Source organism: Devosia sp. FJ2-5-3, from assembly GCF_029201545.1.
Taxonomy (GTDB): domain Bacteria; phylum Pseudomonadota; class Alphaproteobacteria; order Rhizobiales; family Devosiaceae; genus Devosia.
In genome coordinates this window covers 2,996,004-3,014,977 of record NZ_CP104007.1, presented here as the reverse complement: position 1 = coordinate 3,014,977, position 18,974 = coordinate 2,996,004, and the positions used below count along the sequence as shown (strand labels likewise).

At 59.6% G+C, this 18,974-nt stretch carries 16 protein-coding genes and 1 tRNA gene; 9 read left to right on the top strand and 8 right to left on the bottom strand.

What is annotated here, in order from left to right:
• The first annotated feature begins 280 nt into the window (after positions 1 to 280).
• Together N0P34_RS14570 and N0P34_RS14565 are read left to right on the top strand one after the other, a co-directional pair.
• A complete protein-coding gene (locus N0P34_RS14570; protein ID WP_275603947.1) occupies positions 281 to 721 on the top strand; it encodes a glyoxalase superfamily protein in 441 nt (146 codons plus the stop codon).
• Between the two features lie 107 nt (positions 722 to 828).
• Positions 829 to 1,533, top strand: a complete 705-nt coding sequence (locus N0P34_RS14565) for a glutathione S-transferase N-terminal domain-containing protein (protein ID WP_275603946.1) — start codon at positions 829 to 831, stop codon at positions 1,531 to 1,533.
• A gap of 9 nt (positions 1,534 to 1,542) precedes the next feature.
• On the opposite strand, the gene N0P34_RS14560 is transcribed toward N0P34_RS14565, so the two are convergent.
• Entirely contained in the window at positions 1,543 to 2,067 is a 525-nt protein-coding gene (locus N0P34_RS14560) for a DUF2147 domain-containing protein (RefSeq protein WP_275603945.1), read from the bottom strand.
• Positions 2,068 to 2,277: 210 nt separating this feature from the next.
• Here N0P34_RS14560 and N0P34_RS14555 point away from each other — a divergent pair.
• Both N0P34_RS14555 and N0P34_RS14550 read left to right on the top strand, forming a co-directional pair.
• A tRNA-Ser gene (locus tag N0P34_RS14555) sits at positions 2,278 to 2,367 on the top strand.
• A gap of 392 nt (positions 2,368 to 2,759) precedes the next feature.
• Positions 2,760 to 3,848 carry a LacI family DNA-binding transcriptional regulator gene (locus tag N0P34_RS14550; protein ID WP_275603944.1) on the top strand — a complete coding sequence of 363 codons (1,089 nt, stop codon included), beginning with the start codon at positions 2,760 to 2,762 and terminating at the stop codon, positions 3,846 to 3,848.
• 35 nt (positions 3,849 to 3,883) lie between these two features.
• Here the strand turns inward: N0P34_RS14550 and N0P34_RS14545 are convergent, their stop codons facing one another.
• Both N0P34_RS14545 and N0P34_RS14540 read right to left on the bottom strand, forming a co-directional pair.
• Positions 3,884 to 4,885, bottom strand: a complete 1,002-nt coding sequence (locus N0P34_RS14545) for an ABC transporter permease (RefSeq protein WP_275603943.1) — start codon at positions 4,883 to 4,885, stop codon at positions 3,884 to 3,886.
• Positions 4,886 to 4,902: 17 nt separating this feature from the next.
• Complete coding sequence (locus N0P34_RS14540; RefSeq protein WP_275603942.1) at positions 4,903 to 5,643, bottom strand: ATP-binding cassette domain-containing protein; 741 nt, start codon at positions 5,641 to 5,643, stop codon at positions 4,903 to 4,905.
• 309 nt (positions 5,644 to 5,952) lie between these two features.
• Here N0P34_RS14540 and N0P34_RS14535 point away from each other — a divergent pair, with 309 nt between their 5' ends.
• From N0P34_RS14535 to N0P34_RS14515, 5 genes are all read left to right on the top strand, one after another.
• Complete coding sequence (locus N0P34_RS14535) at positions 5,953 to 6,942, top strand: sugar-binding protein (RefSeq protein WP_275603941.1); 990 nt, start codon at positions 5,953 to 5,955, stop codon at positions 6,940 to 6,942.
• Positions 6,943 to 7,007: 65 nt separating this feature from the next.
• On the top strand, positions 7,008 to 7,982 hold the full coding sequence (locus N0P34_RS14530; protein WP_275603940.1) for an NAD(P)-dependent oxidoreductase: 975 nt from the start codon (positions 7,008 to 7,010) through the stop codon (positions 7,980 to 7,982).
• A 76-nt stretch (positions 7,983 to 8,058) separates the two neighbouring features.
• Positions 8,059 to 9,006: a sugar-binding protein gene (locus N0P34_RS14525; RefSeq protein ID WP_275603939.1), complete on the top strand. Its 948-nt coding sequence runs from the start codon at positions 8,059 to 8,061 to the stop codon at positions 9,004 to 9,006.
• An 88-nt stretch (positions 9,007 to 9,094) separates the two neighbouring features.
• Complete coding sequence (locus N0P34_RS14520) at positions 9,095 to 10,618, top strand: sugar ABC transporter ATP-binding protein (RefSeq protein ID WP_275603938.1); 1,524 nt, start codon at positions 9,095 to 9,097, stop codon at positions 10,616 to 10,618.
• An 8-nt stretch (positions 10,619 to 10,626) separates the two neighbouring features.
• The gene (locus N0P34_RS14515) at positions 10,627 to 11,610 is read left to right on the top strand and encodes an ABC transporter permease (protein ID WP_275603937.1); all 984 of its coding nucleotides are present in this window, start codon (positions 10,627 to 10,629) and stop codon (positions 11,608 to 11,610) included.
• Positions 11,611 to 12,479: 869 nt separating this feature from the next.
• Here the strand turns inward: N0P34_RS14515 and N0P34_RS14510 are convergent.
• The 5 genes from N0P34_RS14510 to N0P34_RS14490 form a co-directional block, all read right to left on the bottom strand.
• Entirely contained in the window at positions 12,480 to 12,815 is a 336-nt protein-coding gene (locus N0P34_RS14510; RefSeq protein ID WP_275603936.1) for a hypothetical protein, read from the bottom strand.
• 188 nt (positions 12,816 to 13,003) lie between these two features.
• Positions 13,004 to 16,081: an efflux RND transporter permease subunit gene (locus tag N0P34_RS14505; RefSeq protein WP_275603935.1), complete on the bottom strand. Its 3,078-nt coding sequence runs from the start codon at positions 16,079 to 16,081 to the stop codon at positions 13,004 to 13,006.
• Positions 16,078 to 17,082 (bottom strand): efflux RND transporter periplasmic adaptor subunit, encoded by a 1,005-nt coding sequence (locus N0P34_RS14500; protein ID WP_275603934.1) that lies wholly within the window; start codon positions 17,080 to 17,082, stop codon positions 16,078 to 16,080. Before N0P34_RS14500 ends, N0P34_RS14505 begins: the two co-directional genes overlap by 4 nt.
• 68 nt (positions 17,083 to 17,150) lie before the next feature.
• Positions 17,151 to 18,227 carry an efflux RND transporter periplasmic adaptor subunit gene (locus N0P34_RS14495; protein ID WP_275603933.1) on the bottom strand — a complete coding sequence of 359 codons (1,077 nt, stop codon included), beginning with the start codon at positions 18,225 to 18,227 and terminating at the stop codon, positions 17,151 to 17,153.
• Entirely contained in the window at positions 18,227 to 18,802 is a 576-nt protein-coding gene (locus N0P34_RS14490) for a TetR-like C-terminal domain-containing protein (RefSeq protein WP_275603932.1), read from the bottom strand. The genes N0P34_RS14495 and N0P34_RS14490 overlap by 1 nt, the downstream gene beginning before the upstream one ends.
• Positions 18,803 to 18,974: the final 172 nt, after the last annotated feature.

Here is an 18,974-nt window from a genome sequence, read left to right as displayed (position 1 = left end):
CTCGAACTCCTCCCCCATGCGGACGGCGTTACGCTTACGCCAGTCACGCAAGGGAGCCCAACACAATTGTCTTCTGGCATCATCACGGGAAATGATCACGGCTTGACTTATTCATTCGGCCAGACCATTTAGGCCTTGGTCGCCGGCACCAGCCGCTCGCGGGACATTGCTCCTACGGTGAAGCCCGGCCCGAACGAGAAACATCGCAGTTTTCTCCGAGGCGCATCATGGCAAGGCGAGCACCCATGGACCAGTCGCCTCCTCCAGGAGAGGACACGCCATGACTTTTTCCCTCGATACCCCCTCTGCCCAGACTCTCAAGGCCGAAGCCCGCGCCCTTCGCGACGAGCGCAGCCGGGCCGGGCTTGACCTGTCCCACGGCGCCGCCCTTGAAGAAATCGCCCGTCGCCACGGCTTTCGCGACTGGAACACTGCGCGCGCCGCCTTGCCCGAACGTGTGATGGTGCCCTTCCAGGTGGGCATGCGCGTCAGGGGTCTTTACCTCGAACAGCCCTTCAAGGGGCTGGTGATCGGTGTCCAGATGTCCGGAGACATGCAGACCTTCACGCTCACTGTGAAGTTCGATGACCCGGTCAACGTGACGCCGGACTTTATGTTCGCGGCACTGCGCCACCGCGTTACGGCTACAGTGGATGCGCGCGGCATCTCCCTTGCCCTCCGCGGAAATGGAAAGCCGCAAATGGAGGTGGGCCGGGAATAGATTGGACAAGATGGACTGGAGGGGAGATTCCGCTTTCTCTCCAGCGCCTTGTTTTTCATCGGCAAGTACCGATAGAATGCATCCAGTCAATTAGAGGACGCCTTGCCATGACCACCCAGACCAAGCCTATCGACGCATATTCACTGCCCACGCCCAACGGGCAGAAGGTGCATATCATGCTCGAAGAGCTTGGCGTGCCATGGACTTACCACCGCATCGATATCGGCAAGGGCCAGCAGTTCACCCCGGAGTTCCTGGCGATTTCACCGAACAACAAAATCCCGGCCATCGTCGATCCCGAAGGTCCGGGCGGCGAGCCGATCTCGATCTTCGAATCCGGCGCTATCCTCAAATATCTTGGCCTGAAATTCGGCCAATTCTACCCGACCGATGCGCGCGCCCAGGTCAAGGTCGACGAATGGCTGTTCTGGCAGGTCGGCGGCTTTGGTCCCATGCTCGGCCAAAACAACCATTTCTCAGTCTATGCGCCTGAAAAGGTGCCTTATGCCATCAAGCGTTACAGCGATGAAACCCATCGTCTTTTCGGCGTCCTGAACAAGCAGCTGGCCGATAGCGAATACATCGCCGGAGACTATTCCATCGCCGACATAGCCTCCATCGGCTGGGCCCAGTCCTGGGAGCGCTACGGCATCACGCAGCAGGATTTCCCCCACGTCCACGCCTGGCTTGAGCGCGTCGGCGCGCGCCCAGCCGTCGCGCGAGGCTTGGCCTACGGCAAGGACATTCCGAACCACGACCTTGCCAACGACAAGGAAGCGCAAAAAGTCCTGTTCAATCAGCGCGCTCGCTGATTTTAGCCATTACGATCCCGGCGCTACGGCGCTGGGGTCGATCATTTCTGGCAGCACCCTGACCCAGTCCTCGCCCCGGCAGACGACGTTGAAAAGCACGCAGCCATTAAGCCGCACCAGGTCGGGACCCAGCATTTCCATATATCCGGAATAGGTGTTTCCATCCTCGGGGTTGTAGACCTCCCCGTCATAAACGGTCGGTTCGCTGCCTTGGTGCAGCTGGAGGATTTGCAGGCCGAGCATCGGCCGGCCTCGCAGGGCAGGGTCCTTGTTCCGAGCATCGAAAAACGCCTCCGGGGGCATCGCGGCGGCGGCCTCCGCCTCTGCTCCGCTCAGCATGCCTTCTGGCACGACGATCTTGCTCAGATAGCCGCAAAAGCCTTCGGGGCAGGATGCGATCGTGACCTCCGAGGCAAGGACGGTGCGCCAAACACCCTCGATCGGCGCCACCCCCTGCGCCTGGGCGCCGACGACGGTGAAGACAAATCCCAGGCCCAGCGTCAGCCAGAAGCCGTCCGTACCGCGTTTGCCCATCGTCTTCCCCTTCTCATCTCGACGCAGGGAAACGCAACTCGAGCGATTCGACCATGGGCTAAGCCACGCACACGCCCTGCAGTTTCGCACCAAACCCAGCGCGGCAGATCGAGCAAACTCCGATAGACCACGTCTTTCCCCGGCATTGGTGCCGCCGGAACCAAAAAGCGCTTGCCAATCAAACCCTCTCCCGCTAGACCCGCCTTGCGTGGAGAGGTGGCCGAGTGGTCGAAGGCACACCCCTGCTAAGGGTGCAGATCGGGAACGGTCTCGAGGGTTCGAATCCCTTCCTCTCCGCCACTTTCCCGACATGGCTATAGGTTCTTGATTTTCCTCATCTTCTGGAAGTCGAAACTGTGATGTACCTCAGAGCAGCCGAGCGCGATGGCTCCGCTGCAGGATGAGTTGTCGAGTATCATCATTTGCCCAGACGCGATTTCGGCTTAGGCCTCGACGTTACCGTGGAGATCTGGGGGCGTAGGGCGAGAGTAGGGCATATGCCCCTACATTGTGCCGCTGGCGTTTTCGTGTGTTACGTTGGGTCGCCATGGTAGTTTTATGGCAGCCTCATCAAGGGCCGTGATGAGAAGATCGGGCGAAGCCATGCAGATACTTAGTAGTAGGGTGAACTGTGCTGATCATGGCATTTGTTGGTGGGGTATCCTTCCCCAATCTGTGACTTTCATCAGAAATTGACTGAAGCGGATCTTGCCTGTGAAGACTTCCAAGCGACGCTCGCCTTCGGGGCGCCCCACCATGATGGAGCCGCTGCAGCAGGGGTATCACAGGCAACCGTGTCGCTCGTGCTCAGTGGTGGCAAGAGTGGCCGGCTCGCAGATGAAACGCGAAAGCGGGTCGTCGAGGCCGCCCAGCGACTGGGGTATAAGTTCGTACGACGCGGGCAACGCATCGCCCCGGGCGGCCAGTCCACCATTATCTTTATGGCCGACGAAACCATCACGGATCCCTGGATGTCCTTGGCCTTCGAAGGCGCGCGCGATAAGGCGCTGGAGGCCGGAATAAATATGCTCATGGGCGTTAGCCACGGTGACGCCGATGTGGAAACCAATATCCTTGCCGGCCTTGGAAATTTGCCAATCCTGGGACTGATCTACGGCACCATCCTCGCACGCCAGGTCCAAATCCCCCAGTCGCTGGCCCGGCATCGTTTGGTGCTGGTCAACTGCTATGACCCCGAGCACCAATTCCACTCTATCTTGCCCGGCGACGTCTTGGGCGGTCGTGCGGCTACGGAGCACCTGCTGCACAGAGGTCGCACTCGCATCGGGTTCATCAATGGCCAGCAGGGGGTCGACGCCGCGCGCGATCGCTTGAAAGGATACAAGCAGGCTCTGTCGAGTAATGACGTGCCGTTCGATCCGGCCCTTGTCCGCCCTGGGAACTGGGAGCCCTCCGCTGGCTATCAGATGACCAGGGAGTTGATGGCGCTTGACAATCCGCCCGACGCAATCTTTTGCGCCAACGACATGATGGCGGTCGGCTGCTACGACGCGCTACGCGAACTCGGGCTGGCAGTGCCGGACGACGTTGCCGTCATCGGCTTTGATGATCGCGAGATCGCACAATATATGCACCCGCCCCTGACCACGCTGGTGCTGCCGCTTTACGAGATGGGACGCGCTGCCGTGGAACTGCTTCTTGACGATGCGGGCGGACTTCATTCGTCCCCCAGCCGGATCAAGGTCGAATGCGAACTGGTCGAGCGGCAATCAACCAGCACGGTCGCCCAACTGACAGAGCGGCGTCTCGCGGCGCGCTAGTCTGCTCCGCCAGCGGCTGGGGGGGCCGGGCAGTCTCATTCCGAAGAACGGAGGCTGCGGAAGCGGTCAAAGGCCACGGCTATGATGATGAACGAGCCGACGAAGGCCCCTTGCCAGAACGTGCTGATGCCCAGGAGGATGAGGCTGTTGCGGATGACCTCGATGAGGAGGGCGCCGACAATGGCCCCGAATGCCGTGCCGGTGCCCCCGGCCAGATTGGCACCGCCGATAACCGCCGCAGCAATCACCGACAATTCCATGCCCTGGCCGAGATTGGTGGTAACCCCGCCCAACCAGCCGACTTCCAGCACACCGGTTATGCCGGCCGTGAACGCCGAAAAGATATAGACCGAGACTTTCAGCCTGCGCACTGGAATGCCGGTGAGCTGGGCGGCCTGCTCGTTGCCACCCATGGCGAAAAGATGTTGCCCCCACCGCGTCCACTTGAAGAGAAAGGCCGTTATTGCAGCGAGTATTGCGAGCACGATCAGCGGGTTGGGCAGGCCGAGCGTGGAACCGCCGCCCAGAGACAGCAGCAGCCGCGTGTCTGGGCCGAATTCGTAGATCATCTTGTTGTCAGAGAGGACCATGGCCAGCGATCGTACCACGGAAAGGGCGCCCAGTGTGACCACGAAGGGCGGCATGCCGGCATAGGAAATCAGGACGCCGTTGAATGTGCCGACCAGGATGGCCGCCAGCAGGGCAGCGGGGATGCCGATCCATATGGGTTGTCCCGCTGACATGAGCACGGCAACGACCATGGCCGAGAGGACAACGGTTGAGCCCACCGAGAGGTCGATGCCGCCCGAGGCAATGACTGCGGTCATGCCGATCGCGATGATGCCCACGAAGGCGAAATTTCGCGAAACGTTGAAGAGATTGCGCTCACTGGCAAAAGTGTCGGTCAGCAGGGACAGCGCCAGGCAAGCGAGAACGGCTGCCAGAAAGACCCAAAATGTCTGGTGGCTGGTGATGCGCGCCAAGGCGCTGCGATGTTCCGAGCGGTCGATGGCCTCGGACAGGGTATCGGCGGACATGTTCGACTTCTCCGGGGTCATGCGAGTTCGATGGCACCTGTGATGAGGCCGGTAATTTCCTCTGGTGAGGTGGTGGAAATCCGCTTGTCGGCGACCAACCTTCCGCGGCGGAGCACGGCGATGCGATCGGCGACATCGAATACGTCTGGCATGCGGTGGCTGACCAGAACGACAGCGATCCCATGGTCGCGCAGCTGGCGGATGAGGTTGAGCACCTCGGCCACCTGGCGCACGGAGATTGCCGCGGTCGGCTCATCCATGAGCACGAAACGGGCATCGCTTAGAAGTGTCCGGGCAATTGCGACGGCTTGCCGCTGGCCGCCCGACATGCGCCTGACAAGGTCTCGGGGGCGGGTTTCGGACTTGAGCCGCTTGAAGAGCTCGGCCGTACGATCACGCATTCCGGCATAATCGAGGATACGAAAGGGTCCGATCTGGCGCATCATTTCGCGCCCGAGAAAGACATTGGAGGCGGCCGAAAGATTGTTGCAGATCGCCAGGTCCTGGTAGACGACCTCGATGCCAGCGCGCTGGGCTTCGATCGGCCTGCGGAAGTCGACTTTGCCGCCATCGATCGACATTTGACCCGAGGTGGGCGCGAAATTCCCCGCTATGACTTTTACCAGCGTCGATTTTCCCGCTCCATTGTCTCCCATCAGCCCCAGCACCTCGCCCGACTTGATCGTCAGCGATACGTCGATCAATGCATGGATTGCGCCGAAATGTTTGCTAATATTATCTAATTGGAGTGTGCTCATCCGCTTCCCAATCAGTCGCTGTCACCCAAACGATTGATGCATAGTCTGTCTTGTGCTGCTTATTTGCGGCTTAAGCCTTGGCTGGCAGGGACCTTTTTCGCCGCTTCATTCACCACAGAATACAACTTGACGCCCGTCATATTTCGATGATGATATTATCACATAATATCAAATTCGCTATGCAGAAAGTCTTGCGCGCTCGGAGTGCCGAGCGGCGAAATCACGCTGGAGGAGTAGTGAAGCGCGTTGCGTCGCGTCGGGTGGCCGTTGGCCTCCTGCTCGGCGTTCACAACATGGGAGGAGTAGAAGATGCGGTATTTCGGTGCGATAGCGGTGGCCCTTGCGCTTGCGGCCAGCGGTGCGGCGGGTGCTCAGGCTCAGGAGAAGAAAACGTTGGCCATAGTGGTCAAGGGTTTGGACAATCCCTTCTTCGAACAGATCAACCTGGGCTGCCAGGACTGGGCCGCGAAGAACCCGGATTCTGAGTATGAATGCCTCTATACCGGCCCGGCATCCAGCGCCGACGAGGCCGGGCAAGTGCAGCTCGTCGACGATCTTTTGACGCGGGGCGTCGCTGCAATTGCCATCTCTCCATCCAACGCGCCGGCAATGGCCAATCGTCTCCGGGAAGTTGCCCCTAAAATCCCGGTTATGACCATCGACGCCGACCTTTCTGAGGCCGACAGGTCACTGCGCGCCACGTTCCTCGGCACGGACAATTATCTGATGGGTGTCATGATGGCCGAGCAGGCCAAGCGCCTCAAACCCGATGGCGGCACGGTGTGCCTGCAGTTGGGCAATGTGGCGGCCGACAACATCAATGCGCGTGCGGCTGGGTTCCGCGACACCATAGCCGGATCCAAGGGCGTATCGCGCCTCGCCGGGGAGGGGGGCTGGACGGAAATCGAGGGTTGCCCCGTTTTCACCAATGACCAGATCGACTTGGCCAACCAGCAGATGGCCGACGTGTTCACGTCCAACCCCGACCTTGACGCGTTCATCCTCGTCGGTGGCTGGGCGCAATTTGCCCCGCAGGCCTATGCCCAGGTGACCGACCAGGTGATGGACAAGCTCACGAATAACGAGCTGGTTATCGTCGCCGGCGATACGCTCCCGCCACAGGTGCAGGCATTCAACGAGGGGCGCAGCCACGCCCAGATCGGCCAGCGGCCGTTCGAGATGGGCCAGCGGGCGCCGGAAGTGATGATGCAGCTTATCAACGGCGAGACGGTGGATGACCCGCTGTACACCGGCCTGGACGTCTGCACCCGGGAAGAACCCGGCTTTTGCGCCCAGTAAAAACAGCTCAGGCCGGCATGTTGTTTTTGCGGCGTGCCGGCCCTCCTTGATTGAGGGGTATCGTTGTGAAGCTGCTCGTTACCGGAATAACCGGCAAGGTCGGATTCAATTTCTTGCCCGCCTTCCTCGACGAGGAGCGGTTTGCCGATTGGTCTATCCGAGCCATCTGCAACAACAGGACGATCACTCATCCAGCAGTCGAAGTTCTGCGCGCCTCGTTGTCTGATGCAGCCGCGATGCAATCCGCTATGGCCGGGGTTACGCATGTGCTGCACATGGCGGCGGTCAAAGAGCGTCCGGACCTGGCAATGGATGTAGGCGTGAAGGGCATGTTCAACCTGCTCGAGGCCTTTCGCGCGTGCCCAACCGCAAGGCAGTTCGTGCTGATCGGAGGGGATTGCTCGGTCGGGCACATCTTTCACAAATACGTTGCCCCGATCACCGAGACATCGCCGCGACGGGCCTATCGCGGTTGTTATGCCCTGACCAAGGTGATCGAAGAGGTGATGCTGGAGCAGTACCGCATCCAGTATGGCATCAATGGCTGCTGCCTGCGGGCGCCCTGGATCATGGAAAAGGATGATTTCCGCCATGTTCTGAGCTTTCGGAGTCAGTTCGGCGGGCCCCCCTGGTCCGAATTCTTCAGTGCTGAGGAGATCGAAAGGCTGGCGCAACTCGAGGCGGTTCCGCTGTTGCGGGATGCCGACGGGGTGCCCCTCCAGCGCAATTTCATCCATGTCAGCGATCTCGTCACCGCCATACTGGCTGCGCTCGACGATCCGGGGGCCGACGGCGAACTTTTCAATGTCTCCATGGCCGAGCCGGTCGACTATGCGCAGGTGGCCGCCCATCTCCAAACTACGCGCGGGCTTCAGGTGGTGGATGTGCCCACACCCTATTTCAGCAATTGGCTCGACAGCGCCAAGGCCAGACAAATGCTGGGATGGCGGCCGCTGGTCGATCTCGAGCAGATGATCGAGCGCGCCTGGGCCTATGTCCGTCCTGCCGATGATCCGCGCATCGTCTGGTACCCCGGATAGGCGGGCTGGCCCATCTAGTCCGAAATTTGCCGCCCGACGCGGCAAGAGCCGTCGGAGTTTTTTCTGGGAGGAAAACATGAACTGGAAACGCACACTATCGGTTGCCCTATTGGCGGCGGTAATCGCAGGCCCCGCCAGCGCGCAGGACAAGCAGCAACTGGCCTTTGTGGTCAATGCAGCATCGGACTTCTGGAAGCTCGCCGAGGCAGGCGTCAAGAAGGCTCAGGAGGAGCTGCCGAACTATGAGTTGCAGTTCCGCTATCCGGCGCAGGGCACGGCGGCACTGCAGAATTCGCTGATGGACGATCTTGTGGCGGCGGGGACAGACGCCATCATGATTTCCTCGGCAGACCCGAAGAACTCCATCGACGCCTTTAACCGGATTGCCGCGCAAATTCCGCTTTTTACGACGGACAGCGACGCGCCCGACAGCAACCGCATCGCCTATCTGGGCTCGTCAAATACCGATGCAGGCAAGCAGGCAGGCGAGATTGCGGTCAAGGCGCTACCGGACGGCGGCAAGTGCATGGGTTTTGTCGGGTTCCTCGGCGCAGACAATGCCGTGGAACGCATTGCCGGTTTCAAGGAGGCGGTGGAAGGCTCGGGGATCGAGCTCGTTGACGTGCGTGGTGATGACGTGGATTTTGCCCGCGCCCGTTCTAATGTGGATGACGTGCTCGCGGCCAATCCAGACATCACCTGCATGGTTGGGTTCTATTCCTACAATCCGCCGAAAATCTACGAAGCGCTGCAGGCGGCGGGAAAGCTCGGCCAAATCACCGTCATCGCCTTTGACGAGGACCCAATCACCCTGGGTGCGGTCCGCGAGGGCAGTTTTGCCGGAACGGTTGTTCAGGATCCTTATCAATGGGGGTATCAGGGCATGCACCTGATGGCAAAATATCTGGAAGGGGATAAGTCCGAAATCCCCGAGGACGGATTGATCATCGTCCCCACCAAAGTGATCGACAAATCCAATGTCGATGCGTTCGAGGCCGAGCTCAAGGAACGCATTGGCGGTTGAGCCTCCGGCATGCTGCCGCACCGGACCACGGCCTCCCTTGGCCCGGTGCGAGCCGTGACCGTCGTCGATATTGGTGTTGGGAATGACCATGAATTCCAAACCGCGCCTGGCGCCACAACCGGCGCCCTTTTTGGCGATGGAGGCCATCTCGAAGGCCTATCCCGGCGTGGTCGCGCTCGCCGACGTGTCCATGACAGTGCAAGCTGGTGAAGTACTTGGACTTATCGGAGAAAACGGCGCCGGCAAGTCGACCCTGATGAATATCCTCGGGGGTGTGATCGCACCGAGCTCGGGCCGGATCGTCATCGACAATGTGGTCTACGAGCGTCTCAGCGTTACAGAGTCTCACGCTGCCGGGATTGCGTTCGTCCACCAGGAACTCAACGTCTTCGATAATCTCGATGTGGCCGCCAATATTTTCCTTGGCCGGGAGATGCAGTTCGGGCCACTTGGCCTGATGGACCTCAAGGGCATGCGGGAGGCGGCACAGCCATTGCTGGCGCGTGTGGGGGCGCGATTTGGGCCGGAGGCGCGGGTGCTTGACCTGTCGCTGGCGGAAAGGCAATTGCTCGAAATCGCCAAGGCGCTGTCGACCAGGGCGCGGCTGGTGATCATGGATGAGCCCACCTCGTCGCTGACCATTTCCGAAACGCGCACGCTGATGAAAGTGATCGCCGATCTCAAGGCGCAGGGGATCGCGGTGATCTACATTTCCCACCGGCTGGGCGAGATCGAGGAATGCGCCGACCGAGTGGTGGCGCTGCGCGATGGCCGGGTGGCAGGCGAGCTTGCGCGCGGCGGGATCCGGCACGAAGCGATGATCCGGTTGATGATCGGCAGAGACCTCAAGGCGCTCTACACGCCGCCCTCTGCACCGATCGGAGAAGTCATCCTCTCCCTGAACGGGGTAACCACCCAAGCCTGGCCGCATGCACGGGCCGACCTCGATGTGCGGGCAGGCGAGATTGTCGGTGTGGCGGGGCTGGTGGGGGCGGGCCGAACGGAGCTGGCCGAAGCCATTTTCGGCATAACGCCCATGCTCGGCGGAGAAATCCTGCTCGATGGCAAACCTTTCCGGGCGCGTATCCCGCGAGAGGCAATCGATGCCGGGCTCTATCTCGTGCCCGAGGATCGCAAGCGAAACGGCCTCGTGCTGGAAAGCTCCGTCAGCGATAACATTGTGCTGGCCGATTTGAAGTCGCTGTCGCGGCAAGGGATCGTTTCTGAAACCCACGTTCGCGCAAGGGCCGCGGCGCAGTGCCGCCGGCTCGACATCAAGGCGGTGAACCTCTCGCAGGTGGCCGCCGAACTCTCCGGCGGAAACCAGCAGAAGGTGGTGCTCGCCAAATGGCTGTCTATGCGGCCAAGGCTAATCGTTTTCGATGAACCAACGCGGGGAATCGATGTGGGGGCGAAGTCTGAGGTCTACCAGCTGCTGCGAGGTCTGGCCGATGCAGGGGTGGGCGTGATGATGATCTCGAGCGATATGGAGGAGGTCATCGGCGTGTCCGACAGGATCGTGGTGCTGCGCGAGGGCAGGGTGCAGGGATCGCTGCAGCGAACGCAGTTTTCCGAACAGAGCGTGCTCAGGCTTGCTGTGGGAGCCAACTAGGGAAAGCCATGCAAAAGAAGGACATGGGTCTGACCGTCCTGATCATCCTGGTGGGGACTATCGTCTATCTGCGCAACCCGCTTTTCCTCTCGCCCATCAATCTGGGTAATACTGCAAACCTTATTGGCCTCTTTGGCCTCTTCGCCATAGGCCAGGGTTTTGTGATCATGACTGGCGGTATCGATCTCTCTGTGGGGTCGATGATTGCGCTGTTGGGCGTGGTTTTTGTGGACATGGTGGGCAAATATGGCGTGCCTTGGCCGATTGCGGCCCTGATCACAATCGGCGCCGGGACGCTAATGGGGCTGGCACATGGGCTGCTGATCACCAGGCTCAAGATGCAGCCCTTTGTGGTAACTCTTTGTGGGCTGCTCATCTATCGGGGCGTGGCCCGGGGCTATACGGGAGAGGCCACGGCGGGATTTCCGTTCGGGGCCAGTTACCCGCAGCTCGAATGGCTGACGATCGGGCGGTCGTTCGGAGTGCCGCATTGCTTCTTCGCCATGGTGATCGTGGCAGTGATCTGTTGGGTAGTGCTGCATCGCTCGGTGTTCGGCCGGCATCTGTACGCGGTGGGGCGGAATGAGGATGCTGCGCGATATTCGGGCATCCACACCGGCAGGGTCATCACCGCGGCCTATGTGATCTGCGCGGTGCTCACCTCCATCGCGGCTATTTATTTCGCCATGTTCACAAAATCGGTGCAGCCGTCTTCGCATGGCAATTTCTACGAGCTCTACGCCATCGCGGCGGCAGTGCTCGGTGGGTTTTCACTGCGGGGCGGCGAGGGCTCGATCGTCGGTGTGGTGCTTGGCGCGGTGCTTCTGCAGGAATTGCAAAACCTCGTCAATTTGCTCGGTATTCCCTCGTCACTGAATTTTGCGGTGATGGGGGCGGTGATCCTTCTCGGGGTTCTGGCAGACCAGCAGTTCAACCGCTATCGCGCCCGGCGCCGGGCGCAGCGGACGATTCAGCATCACACCACAACTTGAACTCCCAGTCCTCACGGCCGCGTACGACCGAAAAAGAGAACCGAGGCGATCCCCCAATTAACTGCGAGTATCGGAGTGGAAAACCCATTGGACAGGGATAATGGCCTTGCAAAAATTGACGGAGGCGTTGCCGTCCGCCTGCTGGCACTGGAAAAGCTATTCGGGCAAAGCGCCGGGCGCCTAGTTCGCTTGGCACATCAGTTTCACAGTCGAAGCCACTGGAGATACAGTTGACCGTCATCTTTTGATGGCTCTCGACCCGCCTCCCGAACCTCACGTTCCAGACGATCCCTTAATTCTGGCGCGAGAGTTTCACCCCATTTGAATTCTTCAAGTGCGGTACAAATTCGTCTTTCGGTGTTGCTGATGCCTGCTCCAATCGGCGAGTGGCAGCTGAGGGCGAAATACCGTTTTGGCTCATATCTGCGGCGAGACCGTGTTCCCCCAGACCTATGCCGCCACTACTTCTTGAGAAGCAGTAAACTGATCAATGCGACGTAATCAATAGAGCCTATTTGTCGCCGAGATTCCAACAAGAATATTGCATTTAGCCAATAATATTTATCGACGTCCAGTCAAGTGGGTGTGGGAAATATTCGCGATTTGTGATGTGCATTTTATTGTATTATTATTGGCGAGTGAGCGGCTATGGTAATTGGAGCACAGTAAGCGACCTTTCACATTATGAAAAATCTTGGCCGATTATCATATGTTAATTCGAGTGCATTTTCCCAGTGCAACGAAAAAAATCGTAATAATTTCAATTTCGCGCAATCGCGAAGCACAATGTGATTGTTAGTGCGATTTATTCGTCGGAATATTTGTGACCAGATCAGCGGGCCGCGTTGCTCCTCTCCTTGCTGACTCTCCTATTGCCATTCGACGGTCTCTTGATGCGGCGTGTCAAGTTCAAGACCCTGGCTGATCATGCGACCGATCTCTTCAAGCTGATCGAACTTTCCCGGCCATGCCTGACCATGCACGAACACCGCATTCTCGAAACCAGCGCGGTCGGCGTAGCGGGACGCAAACACCAACATTTCGAGCGCCATTGAGATCAACTCGCGCATCTCTATTGAGGTGTCGATCTCCATACTGCCCATTCCATGCTTTCCTTGATCATCCAGCCTGAAATTGAAGCGCTTCTTGCTCTCATGAAGCCCAAATTCCAGACGTGGTTTCTTTAGGACGGTGTAGGTGCTCATCGGCTTTAGTCTCCGCAAAACCGCGCGACCCGCCAAATCGTGTCAGTAGCGGGCATTCCCACCACGTTGACCGATGGCATAAGACCGCGCGGGGCCAGACGTCATGTCGATGTCATCATCTGCCGTTCTCGGTGAACCCAGCATTAACCAAGGTATTGGCGGCCGTTCACCTGCGTTCTCTTCGACACTTAAATCTCAACTTGAACGGGCCGGGCGGGATCCGCCACTTCGTCACGCTGGATGCGGAACCAGGTGACGTATAGCGCCGGCAGGAAGACCAGGGTCAACAGAGTACCCACTATGATGCCGCCGATCATGGCATAGGCCATTGGCTCCCAGAACACCTCTGTAGCAATCGGCACGAGCCCCAGACTGGCGGCAAGCGCTGTCAGCATAATGGGGCGTACCCGGTGCTCGGTTGCTTCCACGACGGCCTGCCAGGCGCTCATCCCTTCGGTCCTCAAATGTTCGATCTGGACGATTAGGATTACGGAATTGCGGATGAGAATGCCAACCAGCGCCAGCACCCCGAGTATGGCTACAAAGCCAAGCGGTTTGCCGAAGGGCAGGAGCGCCGCCACCACGCCTATCAAGGCGAGCGGAGCCACCGCGGTAACGAGGAACAGTCGCGAAAAACTCTGCAATTGCAGCATCAGAACGGTAGCCATGACGAAGAGCATGAGCGGAACAACAGAGAAGATGGGCGCAATGGATTTGGCGCTGCTTTCGACGGTTCCGCCTTCGGCGACAGAATAGCCAACGGGCAGGCTTTCCCTGAAGGCGTCGATGACGGGGGCAAGTTCTTTGGACACCGTAGCCGGCTGTACATTCCCCGCCACATCGGCATTCAGCGTCAACGTGGGGAGACGGTCCCGCCGGACGATCAATGGTTGCTCCTGCGTGTAGCGCAGGGTTGCGACCGAGGCGAGAGGAATGGCGCGTCCATCCCCGGTCGCCAATTGCAGGTCCTGCAATGTCTCGATGGAATCCCGGTCCTGCTCCTCCGCACGACCCGTCACAGTCACCAGATAGATGCTGTCGCGAATCTGGGTGATCGGCTGGCCGGCCGTGATGCCGTTAAGCGCCGTGGCGATGTCGCTGTTCGATATGCCCAATTGGCGAGCCTTGTCCTGCAAGACATCTACCTCGACCACCTGCATCGTTTCCATCCAGTCATAACGGACTAGGCCAAGCTTCGGGTTCTGGTTGATCATGCCGGCAAGGCGCTGCGCTTCTTCGCGAAGCATTTCCACGTCAGGACCACTGACTCGGTACTGGATCGGGCGCGTCACTGGCGGGCCCAGCGAAAGCAGGCGCACATAGGTGTCTGTGCCGGGGAAGGCATCCCGAAGATAGGCTTCGACCTCGGCTTTCACGTCGTCGCGGACGTCCACCCCCTTTGTGACGATAATGGTCTGCCCCATTGACGGCATGCCGACGGGTATGTCGAGCGTCAGCACGAAACGCGGTGCGCCTTCGCCGACATGGCTGGAGAAGTGATCGATTTTCCCGTTTCCGGCCAGCAATTCAGCCTCAAACTGAGAGATCTGGGCTTGAGTTTCGGCAATGGATGCATTGTGAGGCAGTGTCCATTCGACGATCAACTCCGGTCGATCCGACGCCGGGAAGAATTGCTGCGGTACAAGGGTTAATCCAAAAACCGACAAGGCAAAGAACGCCACGGTTACAGAAATAGTTAGCCACCGAAACCGCATTGCGCCTTCGATCAGGGCGGAAAAGGCGCTCATCAGCCGGCCCTTTCCATCCCCCTTGTGCTTCATCTGCTTGGGCAGGATGGTTACCCCAATCAGGGGGGTGAACAGGACTGCGACGACCCATGACACGAGGAGGGATATCGCCAGCACCACAAAGAGCGTGAAGGTGAATTCGCCGGCCTGGCTGTTGTTGAGCCCGATCGGGATGAAGCCAGCGACCGTAACGATTGTGCCTGTAAGCATCGGAAAAGCTGTGGAGGTATAGACAGCGACCGCCGCCTTGCGGAGCGTGTCTCCCGCCTCAAGGCGCGACACCATCATCTCCACCGCGATCATCGCGTCGTCGACAAGCAGACCGAGGGAGATGATCAGAGCGCCCAGCGACACGCGCTGCAGCGAAATGCCGAGGTAGGACATTGCAACGAACGTGATTGCCAATACCAGCGGTATGGAAAGCGCCACAACAAGACCCGCGCGCAGCCCCAGGCTGACGAAGCTGACGATCAGCACAATGACCACGGCTTCAAAGAGCGCCTTGGTGAATCCGTTGACGGCCTCGTCCACGACATGGGGCTGATCGGAAACCAGATGCACGTCCACGCCATGCGGCAGGCCCGCCACGATCCGCTCGAGTTTTTCATCAAGCGCCTGACCGAAATCGAGCAGGTTGCCGCCTGCACGCATGCCGATGGCCAGGCCTATGGCCGGCTGGCCATTGTAGCGGAAAAGTGCCCTAGGAGGGTCAGTATAGCCGCGTTTGATTGTTGCCACGTCGATCAGGCGAAAGAACTGGTCTCCAACGCGCAAATTGACATTGCTCAGGCTATCCTCCGACGAGAATTGACCGCCTAACCGAATGGCAACTCGCTGTGCGCCGGCCTGAATGACGCCGGAAGATGAAATCGCGTTCTGGTCTTGAAGCGTGGCGATAACCTCGGCAGCGCTGATGCCCAAGGTCGCCAGTTGGCGCGTGGAAAATTCGAGAAATACGACCTCGTCCTGCGCGCCGATCAACTCAACACTGCCAGCTTGGGAAAGTGTAAGGATTTCCGAGCGTGCCTCTTCGACGTAGTCGCGAAGCTGGCGATGGCTCAAATCATCGGCGGTGAAGGCATAGATATTTCCGTAGACATCGCCAAACCGGTCATTGAAGAAAGGTCCCTGCACGCCTTGGGGGAAGGTGCGCACGATGTCGTTCACCATGGCTCGCACTTCGAGCCAGACCTGCCGTACGGTGTCTGCTGGCGTCTCATTGCGCAGGTTCACATAAATCGTTGTGCGGCCCGCCGTTGTTACTGAGCGGGTATAATCGAGTGATTGGAGATCCTGCAGTTCGCGCTCGACGCGCTCTGTCACTTGCGTCGTCATTTCCTCGGCCGTGGCGCCGGGCCAGGCTGCCGCGATAACCATGGTCCGGATGGTAAAGGCGGGGTCCTCCTCCCGACCCAGGCTGGCATAGGAGAATACGCCGGCAACCAGAGCCAGGATCATGAAATACCAGACGATGGAGCGGTGCTGCAGCGCCCATTCCGAGAGGTTGAAGCCCTTCATTCCTGCCGCTCCCGGTTGACCGTGATTTGTTGTCCATCCGCGAGGTCTTTGACGCCCGCCACAACGACTTCCTCATGCGCGCCAAGGCCCGAAATGACTCGGTATGGCCCATTATCGCTCTCTTCGATCTCGACCTGTCGCTGCCGCACTACCGATGCCGGTCTATCGACCACGAATACAAAAGACCGGTCGTCGTCCGTCCGAACAGCGGTTCGTGGCACGGTGAGCGTACCGTCCTCGACTTCATCAAGAAGGGCGGAGGCTGTCGTGCCAAGCCAGAATTGGTCGGCCTCGCTGTCAATGCCGATCCGGACGCGCCAGCTGCGGGTCACGGGATGGGCCTGCGGTGCAATCTCCCGTACTTTGCCGCTCACAGAGGTGGACGGTGTGAGTTGCGGCGCGATGCGGAAGGTGGTGCCAATCGCAATGTGGTCGATGACGCTTTCCGGCACGTCTATGACGAGATCGCGTGTGGCCGGGTCCGAGACCGTAACGACCATCTGCCCGGCACCTACGACCGAGCCTGCTTCGGCTCCCACGGCCATGGTGATGCCATCCATCGGTGAGGCCAGAGTGGAGTAGGAAAGCTGCTCTTCAGCCTGGCTGAGCCTGGCTTGCGCCTGGATAAGTGCGGCCTGCGCACCGGCAGTTTGCTGCTCGGACTGTTCCAGATTGGCGAGAGTCACAACATCGCTTTGGTTAAGGGTGCGTAGCCGCGCTTCCGCCGCAGCGGCATTGGCGAATTGTGCTTCCGCGGAACTCAAATTGGCACGGGCAGTCTGCACAGCGAGTTCGGATGTCGTGGCGTCGAGAGTTGCGAGGGTTTCGCCCTTGGCCACCGCATCGCCCGTCTCGACCTGGCGGGTCAACAGCGTGCCGCCGACCCGGAAAGCGAGAGAAACCGATGTGCGAGGTGTCACCACTCCCACAAATTGTGGCACATTGGCGGTTTCTGCGGCGACAACCGCTGTCAGCACGGGACGGGCGGGCGGAACTGACACGGCCTGCTGGTCCGAACAAGCCGCAACAAGCAGAGCGGAGGGGGCTAAGAGAAGGAGGGGCCAATTTTTCATTCTGTCTCGCCTCCCTGGATTTCGATGCGTTGACCGGGGGTGAGGAATTGCGAGCCGGCAACCACCACCACGTCACCTGTCTTCAATCCCTGTTCGATGATCACCTTGCCCGTCTCATAGGAGTCCACCTTTACAGCCGTCTGCTGAACGGTCATGTCCTCGGAGACGAGCCAGACGATAGGCGAAGAGTGGGATTGCCCTAGCGCCTGTGCCGGCAGGATCACCCGTTCGGCTGGGGACTGAGCGAACTCCACAGTTACGGCTGCGCCGAGAGGCAGTTTCGCATCGATGGCCACCTTCACGGGTACCGTGCCAGTCGCGTCAAGAGCCGGCGCGACCTCGGTAATCTTGCCCGTGACTTTCGCGTCAGGGGCAGAAACGAGTGACACGCTTATGCTTTGGTCGCTGCCAAGCCCGGCGACGGCAGTCTCCTGCACATTGACCACCACATTGAGAGGACCGTCTTCGGCTATCAAATAGATGGGCGAACCCGCCTGTACGATTTCGTCTGCCTCCACCATTCTGCGGATGATTACGCCATCGGCGCTGGCCGCAAGACTTGTATAGCGAAGTGCCTCCTCGGCCAGTTTCAATTGTGCATCGGCGCTTTCGGCAGCACTCGCTGCTGTCTCCCATGCTGTATTTGCACTGTCGAATGCCGATCGCGTGGTGAGACCCTGTTCCCAAAGCGATGACTGGCGATCGAGTGAAGCCTTGGCCTGGCCCAGTCGGGACCGCGCCACCGTGACGCCAGCCTGCGCTGCGGCCACCTCGGCCAGTTGTTCTGTTTTGGACATGGACGCCAGCAGCTGGCCTTTGGATACCCTGTCTCCCACGGAGACATTTAGGCTCTCCACCCGCCCACTGATGAGGAAGGCGGCCGGAGTCTGGGCGCGGGCTTCTACGGTGCCGGTCAGCGTTTGCCGTCTTGCATGGGGCAGTATCTCGACCTTGACGACGTCCACGAGCGGCACCGGCGTTTGTGCATTGTCCGCGCTGGGTGAGCAGGCCGCTAGGGTGATAGCGAAAAACGCTGTTGCCAGCTTTGCCCCCAAATGAAGTGACCCCGACATCAGCGGTGCTCCTCTTCCTCGGTTTCCTGAAGAAGCGGCGCCAATGTGGCGATGCGCCTCGCAATGTCCCGAGGGCTTCCGTCAACGGATCCCCTTAACCAGCGCACCACCAGCCACATCGCTCCTGCCGCGATGACATCGGAGAGGTCGTTGTCGCTTTGCGGTGGATGCCTCTGCATGCGTTCCTGGACCAGTCGCACCAGCGCTTCAAAGAGCGAGGCTGATGCAGCCGTCTGAATGACTCGCAGATAGAATTGCCGGTGGTCGTGAAGATGCTGCAATGGCGGCAGAATGTGGTCATAGACCTGCTGGACAATTGCGCGCCCATCGTCATGCCGGACGAAGGAAGGATATGCGGCCGCCACGCGCTCCAGCGCGGCCTCCTGCAACGCGGCGCCCACATCGGCAAAGTGCTGATAGAATGTCGGTCGTGTGACACCAGCAGTCTCAACCAATCTGGTGATGGATATGGGCTGGCCGGGATCCGCATCAACCAGCGCAATCAAAGCCTCCAGAAGCGACTTGTGCGTTCGGATGAAGCGAGGATCCGTTTCGGGCTGCGCGATCTCTGACATATTTTCTGCCGGCTGCAATTCTATTTTTCAAATGTAAAATAGGAGCATTCCTCACGAGCGTCAAGGGACGAAGGGGGCGCGTCCGGCCGTCTGAGTTGCAGGGCCGGTCTTCACCTTTCCAGACGCGTATTCTGCTAAATTCCGCCCCTTGCGCGGGATGGCGTGAGTCGGG